Here is an 8,171-nt window from a genome sequence, read left to right as displayed (position 1 = left end):
GGTACCGTTCAGCACGCTGGCCATGTTGCCACCGGAAGTGCTGTCCATAGCCATCGTGGCGTTGCCGTCGGAGCGAAGCCTGATTCGACGCAACCGCTTCTGCGCGCCGCCACTCGTACCCCCCCGATTGTTGTTCTGCTCACTCCTCATTTGATCTGACGCGTCGCGGCATCCACCGACGGGCGCCATGCCGCACGGCACGGCGCGAATTGCAGATCAACGGAGTGTTCACCCATGTTGTCCATTCATTTCGTCCGTCACCCGAGGGTGACGGCCTTGGCTTTGTTCGTGTGGGGAGCGGCAGCTGCGATCGCGCAGGCCGCCGAACCACCGCTGACGCTGGAGGCGGCAGTGCGGCAGGGCTTGGCGCGGGCGCCGCAAATAGAGGCGCGCGCCAGCGACACCGCGGCTGCGCACGAGGAAGCCGTGCGGGCTGGCCGGTTGCCGGATCCCACCCTGAAGTTCGGGCTTTCCAACTTTCCCGTCACCGAACCGGGCGCATTCAGCTTGCGATCGGACGGAATGACCATGCGCACCATCGGCGTGACGCAGGCGATCCCATCGCGTGCAGCGCGCACGGCCGAGCGGTCGCTGGCCACCGCGCAGGTAGACGCGGCGGAGGCCGAGCGCGTGGCCGTCGAGCAAAACGTGCGCGAACGCATCGCCGATACGTGGATCGACGTGTGGGCGATCGAGCAGCGACGTGGACTGCTGCTCGACCTGCACGACGAGGCGGCGCTGGCTGTACGGATCACACAAGCGCGCCTGCGCGGCGGCGAAGGCAGCGCCGTCGATGCGCTGGCGGCGCAAGCCGAACTCGCTGCGCTGGACAATCGACTGGAAGCGACCGACGCCGATCTGGCGGCTGCGCAAGCCGGCCTGCAACGATGGCTGGGGGTGCCGCCCGGCGTGCTTGCCGCGACGCAGGACTTCAGCCGGCTGCCGGTCACCGCCGATCGCCTGGTGTCCAGCGTCGATCAACAGGCGCCGCTTCAAGCGTGGGCCGCGCGTGAGCAACTCGCGCAGGCGGCGCTTGACCAGGCTCGCGCAGCGAAACACCCAGACTGGAGCGTGAGTGCCAGCTACGGCAAGCGCGCCCCTGGCATGTCGGACATGGTGATGCTGGAGGTAGGCGTCAGCCTGCCGCTGTTCACGCACGACCGGCAAGACCGCGGCATCAGCGCCCGCCAGGCGCAACGCGACGCCGTGCAAGCCGATCACGAAGACGCGCGCCGCGCCCAGCGCGAAGCGGTGACGCGGGCGATTGCCAGCTGGCAAGGCTGGGATGGGCAGATCGAGCGCTACCAGCAAACCCTGCTGCCGCTCGCGCGCGACCGCGCGCGAACCGCGCTGGCCGGCTACCGCGCCGGAAGTTCGCTGCAACCGTGGCTGGATGCACGCCGCGCCGAGATCGAGCTGCGCCTGAACTACGCTGACGCGCTGGCATCACGCGCACGGTTGTGGGCCTCGCTTGCCTACCTGTTTCCTGCGGAGGTGACGCCATGAAGCGTCCGTTGATCATCTTTGCCGCCGTCATCGCGGCCGCCGTATTGCTCGTGCTCGGCTATTTCGGTGGCCGTCGTCAGGCCACCACCGCGCCCATGACGGCCCATCCGTCGGCGCCTGTGTCGGCGGCTGCCCGCAAGGTGCTGTACTGGTACGACCCGATGGTGCCGGAACAACATTTCGACAAGCCGGGCCTGTCGCCGATGGGCATGGAAATGGTGCCGAAGTATGCCGATGCCGCGACGGACCCGAGCGTGGTGCGCATCGATCCCGCCGTCGTGCAGAATCTGGGCGTGCGCATCGCGCCGGTCGAACGCCGGGTGCTGTCCGCAGTGGTGAAAGTCCCCGGCACCGTAGCGTGGAACTCCCGCGAGACGGTCACGGTCAGCGCCCGCGTCGATGCGGTGGTCAGCAAACTGCGGGTACGTGCGCCGTACACGCAAGTGTCGGAGGGCGAATCACTGGCTGAGCTGCTGGCGCCCCAATGGAGCAGCGCGCTGGCCGAGTACGACGCGCTGCAGGGCGCACAGTCAGCCGATGCGCAATCTCTGCGCGCCGCCGCGCGCGAGCGGCTACAGGTGCTGGGCCTGGATTCCGCGGACATCCGCGCAGCACGCGGCGGTGCGGGAGCGGCGATCACGCTGCATGCGCCTCGGAGGGGCGTTGTCACCACGCTGGATGTGCGCGAGGGACAGCGGGTGAGCGCCGGGCAAACGCTGATGACGTTGAGCGACTTGGCTACGGTCTGGGTCGAAGCGGCGCTGCCACAGGCGGTCGCAGGCGCCGTGCGCGGCGGTACATCCGTCACCGTCACGGCCGACGCACTGCCCGGTCAGGAGTTTCACGGCCGCGTTGAGGCGCTTTTGCCGGATGTCGATAACGTCACGCGGACTCAGCGAGCGCGCATCGTACTCGCAAACCCGGATGGCCGGCTGAGTCCGGGCATGTTCGTTGTCGTGCAACTGCGTCCGGCCGATGGCGAGGCGCTGCCAGTGGTGCCCGACGACGCACTGATCGCAACCGGCCAGCAGACGCGGGTGATCGTGGTGGAAGCAGACGGCCATTTCCGCCCGCTCGCCGTGCGCACGGGTCGATCGGCTGATGGCTTCACGGAGATTTTGACCGGCCTCCACGGTGGCGAGAAGGTCGTCGTGTCGGGCCAGTTCCTGATCGATTCGGAGGCCAGTCTGTCCGGCGCGCTGGAACGCTTGGGTGACGAACGAGGATCGCCGGTACCGGCCTCAAGCGACGTGGATCACGCCACGTCCCGTCCCGCGCATCCGGGAGATCACCCATGATCGCCGCCATCATCCGCGCGGCGATCGCGAACCGCGTTTTCGTACTGCTGGCCGCGCTGGCGCTCGCCGCGGTCGGCGTGTTCTCGGTCGTGCGCACGCCGCTGGACGCTTTGCCGGACTTATCCGATACCCAAGTAATCATCCGCACCAGTTGGGCCGGGCAATCGCCGCAGGTGGTGGAGGATCAGGTCACCTATCCGCTGGCCACCACGATGCTGTCGGTGCCTGGCGCCCGCACAGTGCGTGCGTACTCGTTCTTCGGCGATTCTTACGTCTATGTGCTGTTCGACAACAGCACGGATTTGTACTGGGCCCGCTCGCGCGTGCTGGAGTACCTGAGCCAGGTGCGCGACCGCCTGCCGGCCGGGGTCAACCCGTCGCTGGGGCCCGATGCCACCGGTTTGGGTTGGATTTACGAATACGCCCTGGTCGATCGTACCGGCCAGCACGATCTCGGCGAGTTGCGTGCGCTGCAGGACTGGTTCCTACGCTACCAACTGAAGACCGTTCCGGACGTGGCCGAGGTGGCCAGCCTGGGCGGCATGGAGCGCGCCTGGCAGATCGTGCCGGATCCGCAGGCGCTGGCCGCACGCGGCATCACGATTGCACAACTGGTGGATGCGGTGCGCGCGGCCAATGGTGCCAGCGGCGGCTCGGTGGTCGAGCAAGGCGAGGCGGAGCTGATGGTGCGCAGTGAAGGCTACCTGCGCAGCCGCACGGACTTCGAGAATGTACCCGTCACCACCGGTGCAAACGGCGTACCGGTGCTGTTGCGCGAGGTCGCCACGGTACAGCGTGGGCCGAGCTTCCGGCGCGGCGTCGCCGAACTGGACGGCCAGGGTGAAGTGGCCGGCGGCATCGTCGTGCTGCGCTCGGGCAAGAACGCGAAGGCCGCGATCGAGGCGGTCAAGGCGAGATTCACCGAACTTAAGCGCAGCCTGCCGGCCGGCGTCGAGATCGTGCCGACTTACGACCGCTCACAGTTGATCGACGCAGCGGTGGAGAACCTTTGGGACAAGCTGCTGGAAGAGTTCCTGGTGGTCGCGTTGGTCTGCCTGCTGTTCCTCGGCCACCTGCGCTCGGCGCTGGTGGCGGTGGTCAGCCTGCCGCTGGGCGTGCTCGCCGCCTTCATCGCGCTGCACCTGCAGGGCGTGACCGCGAACCTGATGTCGCTCGGCGGCATCGCCATCGCGATCGGTGCGATGGTCGACGCCGCAGTGGTGATGATCGAGAACGCGCACAAACATCTGGAGCACTGGCGCGACGCGCACGGCGGCGACGAACCGCGGGGCCAGGTGCGCTGGTCGCTGCTCGCCGAGGCTGCGGCAGAAGTGGGTCCTGCGCTGTTCGTCAGCCTGCTGATCATCGCACTGTCCTTCATCCCGGTGTTTGCGCTGACCGGGCAGGAGGGCAAGTTGTTCAAGCCGTTGGCGTTCACCAAGACCTACGCGATGGCGGCAGCGGCCGGGCTGGCGGTGACACTGGTGCCGGTGCTGATGGGCTACCTGATCCGCGGGCGCATCCGGCCCGAGCACGCCAACCCGCTCAACCGCGGCCTGATCGCTTTGTACCGGCCGATCCTGGAAGCGGTGCTGCGTTATCCGAAGACGACTCTTACGCTGGCCGGACTGTTGCTGCTTACCGCACTGCTGCCTATTAGCCGGCTCGGCAGCGAGTTCATGCCTGCGATGGACGAGGGCACGTTGCTGTACATGCCTACCGCGCTGCCGGGCCTGTCCTCGGGCAAGGCCGCGCAACTGTTGCAGCTCACCGATCGCATGATCAAGACCGTGCCTGAGGTCGAGCATGTGTTCGGCAAGGCCGGCCGTGCCGACACGGCCACCGATCCAGCACCGATAGAGATGTTCGAAACCACGATCACGTTCAAGCCGAAAGCGCAGTGGCGTCCCGGCATGACGATGGACAAGCTCAAGATGGAGCTGAATCAAGCGGTGCACGTGCCGGGTCTGACCAACCTGTTCGTGCCGCCGTTGCGCAACCGAATTGACATGCTGGCCACCGGAATCAAGAGCCCGATCGGGATCAAGGTGCTAGGCAGCGACGTGGCTAGCCTGCAAGCGGTGGCCGACCGGATCGAGGCGGTCGCGCGTAACGTACCCGGTGTGGGCTCGGCGATTGCCGAACGCGCCGCCAGCGGACGCTACATCGACGTGCGAGTCCGCCGCGCCGAAGCGGCTCGCTACGGACTGAGCCAGCAGCAGGTGCAGCAGCTGGTGGCGACGGTGGTTGGCGGCGACCCGATCGACCAGGTGGTCGCGGGGCGCGAGCGCTATCCGATCGTACTGCGCTATCCACGCGCGGCGCGCGACTCGCTGGCCGCGCTGGCGCAGTTGCCGATCGTCGCAGCAAACGGCGCGCAGCTGACGCTGGGCCAAGTAGCCGATATTGAGGTCGTCGGCGGGCCGCCGATGCTGAAGAGCGAGAACGGTCAACTGGCAACCTATGTCTACGTCGATACCGCCGGCCGAGACCTCGGTGCGGTGGTGGCCGATCTACAGCGGACCGTGGCCCGCGAGGTGCGCCTGCCGCCAGGCGTCACGCTGTCGTGGTCGGGTCAGTTTGAGTATCTGGCGCAGGCAATGAAGCGACTGACCTTGGTGGTGCCGGTCGTATTGTTGATCGTGTTGGTATTGATCTACGTCGTGTTTCGTCGAGCCAGCGAGGCAATGCTGATCATGGCCAGCGTGCCACTGGCGCTGGTGGGCGGACTGTGGCTGATCTGGCTGCTCGGCCATGCGGTGTCGGTGGCGACGATGATCGGCTTCATCGCGCTGGCCGGGGTCGCCGCCGAATTCGGCGTCGTGATGATGCTGTACCTGCGCCACGCGTGGGATCGCCGGATGGCCACCGATCCGCACGCGGGCTTGGCCGAACTGGACGAGGCGATCCGCGAAGGTGCGGTGCAGCGGGTCCGGCCGAAGGCCATGACCGTCGCCGTCATCCTGGCCGGTCTGCTGCCAATCCTGCTCGGCCACGGGGCCGGTTCGGAAGTGATGCAGCGCATCGCTGCGCCGATGGTCGGCGGCATGCTTACCGCGCCCCTGCTGTCCATGCTCGTGCTGCCCGCAGCGTTCCAGCTTCTGATGCGGCACCGGCTGCACAGGGCCAAGCAGTCGAGCCCGAAGCCCAGTGCCTATCGGGAGCAGTCCTGACGCGATCGCGCCCGTAAAGCCCTGACGTTCGGCGGCGTGACTACGCCTACGTATCAGGATCGCCGGCCGGCGCGCCCAATTGAATGACATAACGATTACAGAAAGGTAACGGGGAGGTCATTCGCCCGACAGCAGCCGCTACCTACAGTTTCCCGATGACGAATTTCATTGGGACCGGCATTTCTGGCATTCGGCTGCCGCCTCTATCTGCCGGCCATCGCTTGGCCGGCGGCTGGGCGTAGGCATTGGTCCATCCAAAAGGTTGGGAGCATCCCTATGAACCACCCTGGCAAGCCATCGAAACACGCTCATTCGCAAGAGGGTGTGCCCCTGAGTTCTGCAGCCCTCGGGACACCTGGGAGCCACAGCCCTGATGGCGGCGTGCCCGTACAAGGCGATGGCCTGCCTCAATCCGATTCCGCATTGCCGACTGATACGACGCGGCGTGACCCGGTTTGTGGCATGACGGTTACTGCACAGTCGGCGCACCGATCCATTCATCGCGGACACACGCACCTCTTTTGCAGCGCGGGCTGCAAGCGCAAGTTCGACGCCGATCCAGCACGGTACGTCAGCGACATTTCTAGCACCGCCGGAAACGACACCCTCACTCACAGCTGCCATCAATCCAGTCCAACCGCTCAACAGCCATCGGTCGTGGCACCTGGGACGGTCTATACCTGCCCGATGCATCCCGAGATCCGCCAGGATCATCCGGGCACCTGCCCCAAATGCGGCATGACCCTAGAGCCGCTACTGCCCGAACTCGACGACGATAACCCGGAGCTACGCGACTTTTCACGGCGCTTTTGGTGGACGCTGCCCCTGACGCTGGTGGTCCTGGCCTTGGCAATGCTGGGCGAGCGCCTGCATCTCATGGACATGACGGTGCAGAGCTGGGTCGAGCTGGTGCTGTCGTTGCCGATCGTTCTGTGGGCCGGATGGCCATTCTTCGCGCGCGGGTGGCTGTCCGTAATCAATCGCAGTCCGAACATGTGGACACTCATCGGCCTCGGCACGGGCGCGGCTTTCATCTACAGCGTGGTCGCAACGGTCGCGCCGGAGGTGTTTCCGAAGTCCTTCATGTCCATGGGTCGCGTGGGCGTTTATTTCGAGGCCGCAGCCGTCATCATTTCGCTCACCCTGCTGGGCCAAGTGTTGGAACTCAAAGCCCGCTCGCAGACCTCCGCCGCAATCAAGTCCTTGCTTGGGCTCGCCCCGAAGACTGCGCGCCGCATCCGCGCTGACGGTGGCGAGGAGGACATACCGCTTAGCCATGTCCACGTCGGCGACCTGCTGCGCATTCGGCCAGGTGAGAAAGTCCCCGTCGATGGAGTGGTCTTCGAGGGCACCAGCTCGGTGGACGAATCCATGCTGACGGGCGAGCCGCTGCCAGTCAGCAAGCGCGAAGGAGACAAGGTCATCGGGGCGACGCTCAACACCCATGGTTCGCTTGTCATGCGGTCGGAGCGGATCGGATCGGAAACCGTGTTGTCGCAGATCGTCCAGATGGTTGCGCAGGCCCAGCGCTCCAAGGCGCCGATGCAGCGCATGGCGGACATCGTTGCCGGATACTTCGTGGCGACTGTCGTTGCTATTGCCATCACAACTTTCTTCGTCTGGGGATTTTTCGGGCCACAACCCTCTTGGGTTTACGGACTGATCAATGCCGTAGCTGTGTTGATCATTGCCTGCCCCTGCGCGCTAGGACTCGCGACACCCATGTCGATCATGGTCGCAACCGGCCGTGCCGCAACACAGGGTGTTCTTTTCCGCGACGCGGCGGCTATTGAGAATCTTCGCAAGGTTGACACGCTGGTTATCGACAAAACCGGCACGTTGACCGAAGGGCGGCCCGTCTTTAACTGCGTGATACCGGCCGCCGGCTTCGCAGCCGAGGAGGTGCTGCGCCTTGCTGCCAGCCTCGATCAAGGCAGTGAGCATCCGCTGGCTGAAGCCATCGTGCAGGCCGCACGTGCCCAAGGCTTGACTCTCGTCAAGCCTCAGACCTTCGAGTCGGGTTCCGGCCTGGGCGTGCGTGGCAACGTGGAACACCAGCAACTGGCGCTAGGCAATACGGTGTTGATGGAGCAAGTGGGCGTGTCGGTCGCACCGCTTGTTCCGCAGGCCGAGACGCTTCGCACCGAGGGCGCCAGTGTCATGTACTTGGCCGTAGACGGCCAGCTCGCCGGCC

Annotated in this window: 4 protein-coding genes; all 4 read left to right on the top strand. The window is 65.9% G+C overall.

Going from position 1 to position 8,171, the window contains the following annotated elements; genetic code table 11:
• Window positions 1-234 precede the first annotated feature (234 nt).
• Window positions 235-1,506, top strand: a complete 1,272-nt coding sequence (locus Q0X16_RS10580; RefSeq protein WP_138652289.1) for a TolC family protein — start codon at window positions 235-237, stop codon at window positions 1,504-1,506.
• Window positions 1,503-2,804: an efflux RND transporter periplasmic adaptor subunit gene (locus tag Q0X16_RS10575; protein WP_297833985.1), complete on the top strand. Its 1,302-nt coding sequence runs from the start codon at window positions 1,503-1,505 to the stop codon at window positions 2,802-2,804. Before Q0X16_RS10580 ends, Q0X16_RS10575 begins: the two co-directional genes overlap by 4 nt.
• Entirely contained in the window at window positions 2,801-5,977 is a 3,177-nt protein-coding gene (locus Q0X16_RS10570) for a CusA/CzcA family heavy metal efflux RND transporter (protein ID WP_297833983.1), read from the top strand. Before Q0X16_RS10575 ends, Q0X16_RS10570 begins: the two co-directional genes overlap by 4 nt.
• A 276-nt stretch (window positions 5,978-6,253) precedes the next feature.
• Window positions 6,254-8,171: heavy metal translocating P-type ATPase (locus tag Q0X16_RS10565; protein ID WP_297833981.1), on the top strand; the 1,918-nt coding region annotated here is incomplete at its 3' end.

The sequence above is a fragment of the Thermomonas sp. genome, assembly GCF_025993755.1.
Lineage (GTDB): Bacteria > Pseudomonadota > Gammaproteobacteria > Xanthomonadales > Xanthomonadaceae > Thermomonas.
This window is presented reverse-complemented; position numbering and strand designations above follow the sequence as displayed.

Coding starts and splice junctions, on each gene's coding strand:
- Q0X16_RS10580 (WP_138652289.1), top strand. CDS start 235: ATGTTGTCCATTCATTTCGTCCGTCACCCGAGGGTGACGGCCTTGGCT.
- Q0X16_RS10575 (WP_297833985.1), top strand. CDS start 1,503: ATGAAGCGTCCGTTGATCATCTTTGCCGCCGTCATCGCGGCCGCCGTA.
- Q0X16_RS10570 (WP_297833983.1), top strand. CDS start 2,801: ATGATCGCCGCCATCATCCGCGCGGCGATCGCGAACCGCGTTTTCGTA.